General features: G+C 73.3%; 3 protein-coding genes. 1 reads left to right on the top strand and 2 read right to left on the bottom strand.

Annotated features, from left to right (window positions below):
* A partial coding sequence (locus ABZ646_RS44280) for a DinB family protein (protein WP_360532805.1) occupies nt 1-581 on the bottom strand: 581 nt, incomplete at its 3' end.
* Nucleotides 578-1,906: an ergothioneine biosynthesis glutamate--cysteine ligase EgtA gene (gene egtA, locus ABZ646_RS44285; RefSeq protein WP_360532808.1), complete on the bottom strand. Its 1,329-nt coding sequence runs from the start codon at nt 1,904-1,906 to the stop codon at nt 578-580. The genes egtA and ABZ646_RS44280, both read right to left, overlap by 4 nt.
* Before the next feature lie 287 nt (nt 1,907-2,193).
* On the opposite strand from egtA, the gene ABZ646_RS44290 reads away from it, so the two are divergent.
* Nucleotides 2,194-2,789, top strand: a 596-nt coding sequence (locus ABZ646_RS44290; RefSeq protein WP_360532811.1) for a TIGR02452 family protein, incomplete at its 3' end; no start/stop codon positions are given.

Here is a 2,789-nt window from a genome sequence, read left to right on the forward strand (position 1 = left end):
GGCTCGGTGGAGGTGCCCATGGTGAACGGACCGCCGGGGACCAGGACTTCGGTCGGTCCGGTGAACGGCGGCACCGGGTCGGGGTCGGGCGCGGTCAGGGCCGGTTGCCCCTTGCGGAGCTGATGGGTGATCAGCATGGTTTCGTCGTGCTGCTGTTCGTGCTGTGCGATCATCCCGAAGGCGAAGCCCGCCTCGGTCAGCCGGCTGTCACCGAACGCGGCCCCCTCCAGCAGGTCGAGCGCCCGCCCGCGCACCTCCGCCGCGTACCGCCGGGCCTCCGCGGGCGCGAGCAGCGGCAGCGAGGGCCGCTCGGACCGCGGGTGCTCGAAGGCGTCGTACAGGCTGTCGATCTCGGGGCGCATCGGCTCCCGGCCGCCCACGTTGCGCAGCAGCCAGAGCTCCTCCTGGTTGCCGATGTGCGCGAGGTCCCAGACCAGCGGGGACATCAACGGGGAGTGCTGGGCGGTGAGGTCGGGTTCCTCGACGCAGTCGGTGAGGAGCGTGGTGCGGTCCCGGGCCGTGGTCAGGGACTTCAGCGCCCGGTCCCGCAGGGTCTCGATATCGATGTCGGTCTCGGTCATGCGCTGATTTCCCTCTCGTGGGCGCGACCCGCCGTGCCGCGCAGTCGGTCCAGCAGGTCGTCGGCCGGGCTGCGGCCCCGCAGGACGTACCGGTCCAGGTGCGCCCGGACGGCGTCCACGACCTCGGGGGTCGCGCCCAGCCGTGGGAGGGCCCGCAGTGCCGCCGTGAAGCAGCCGACGGCCGCCTCCTGCAGCTCCGGGTCGCCGAGCCCGGTGCGGGCCGCGTCGAGCCACAGCGGGTTGTGCGGGGCCGGTCGCGACCGAGCCCGCTCGGCCAGCGGCTTCACCGTGCGGTACGCGGTCTCGGCGGCCTCCGGATCGTCGAACAGTGCCGCCGTCACCGCCAGCGGCACGATCCACCCGTCGTCGCCGGGCTGCGCGTCGATCATCCGCAGCTCCAGGTGCCCGCGCGGTCTGACCGGCGGGAACAGCGTGGTCAGGTGGTACGCGAGATCCTCCCTGGTGGGCGATCCGGACCGGGTCCACTCCCGGAAGGAGAGCCCCTCGGGCACCTCCCACGGGCCGCCGTCCCGTCGTACGCACATCACCGGCGCGTCGAGGACGTGCCGGGCCCACGCCGCTCGCGGATCACCGTCCAGCGGGGGCGCGCCCGCGCGGCCCGCGCCGATCTCCATCCACAGCAGCTGCCGGGTGGAGACCCAGCCGGTGGGCCGGTGCCCGACCAGCGGACTGTTGGCGAACGCGGCGACCAGGACCGGGCCCAGCTGATGGGCCAGCCACCAGCGGCGCGCGTGTCCCAGCGGGCCGGGCTCCTCGTGGCCGGCGTCCAGGCAGACCTGGACGGAGGCCGAGGCGCACATCATGTGGCGGCCCGCCGTGCCGGTGCGGTCCAGGCAGGCCTCCATCGCGTCGTAGCGCGGTTCGCGCAGGAAGCGGCGGGGGGTGTGCCAGGGATCGTGACCGACGCCCACCAGGCCGAGGTCCTGCTGGGCCAGGACCGTACGGACGGCGTCCAGGTCGGCGGAGACGGTACCGATGCACTCCATCAGGGAGGCGGCGGGCGGCGAGCTCAGCTCCAGCTGGCCGCCGGGTTCGACGGTGAGCGCCGAGCCCAGGGGTACCGTGCGCAGTGCGGCGTAGGCCGCTTCGAGTCGTTCGGGTGTCACCGGGAGCTGCGGCTGCCGCAGCTCGTGGACCAGCCATTCCACTTCGACCCCGAGGGTGCGGGGCGGTCCCGTCTTGAAGCAGATGCCCTTGACCAGGGCCTCCACCTCGGCCTCGGTGACAGCGGTGCGGTCGTCCGAGAAGTCGGTCTTCACCGAGCCGCCGGTACAGTCGCCGTCGTCGGATATTGAGTCGGACATGTCGGGATCCTCCTGAGATTCCACCATGCCACCGGCCCGGCCGTGGGTGGCTCGGGACGGCATCGTCCATCCCACCCAAGACCTCCGCGCGGATTCGCACAAGGGTGCCAAACGGCAGGTTCGAGATCGGTAACCTCCGTTTCATCCAGTGTTTCCGGCTGTTTCCGGCTGTTTCGAGCCCAGGAAACTCCGTTGCACGGCATCACCAGGATCACCCAGGATGCAGGTATGAGCACGACGGGGGAGACCGCGCGGGTCGCGGTCATGGCGTCCACGGGGGTGGCGCCATGAGTGCGCGCCTGCGCGGTCTCGCACGGGGGACCGAGGAGATCGTGGCGGCGGGGGTCTACCGGGCGCCGGACGGCCGGGAGGTCCTGCTGGCGGCCGACATCGCGGCCGCGCGGGCCGGGACGCGTCTGTACGGCCCGCACCCCGTGCCGGTGGCCGCCCAAGGTGACGCGGACACCGTCTTCGAGGTCACCGGCGAAAGCAGCCTGGAGGCCGCCCGCCGGCTGGCCGACGCCCCGGTGGCCGTCCTGAACTTCGCCTCGGCCCGCAACCCGGGCGGCGGCTACCTGAACGGCGCCCAGGCGCAGGAGGAAGGCCTGTGCCGCGCCTCCGCGCTCTACGCCTGCCAGGTGCACGCCCGCGCCTTCTACGACCACCACCGCGCCCACCGTGACCCGTTCTACTCGGACCGGGTGATCCACTCGCCGGCCGTCCCGGTCTTCCGCGACGACCGCGGCGCGCTGCTCGCCGAGCCCTACCGCGCGGGCTTCCTCACGGCCGCCGCGCCCAACGCGGGTGTGATCCGCCGTACGGCCCCGGAACGCGTCGGCGAGGTGCCCGGCGCCCTCGCCGTCCGGGCCGAGCGGGTGCTGGA

This window comes from Streptomyces sp. NPDC007162, from assembly GCF_040634175.1.
GTDB lineage: Bacteria > Actinomycetota > Actinomycetes > Streptomycetales > Streptomycetaceae > Streptomyces.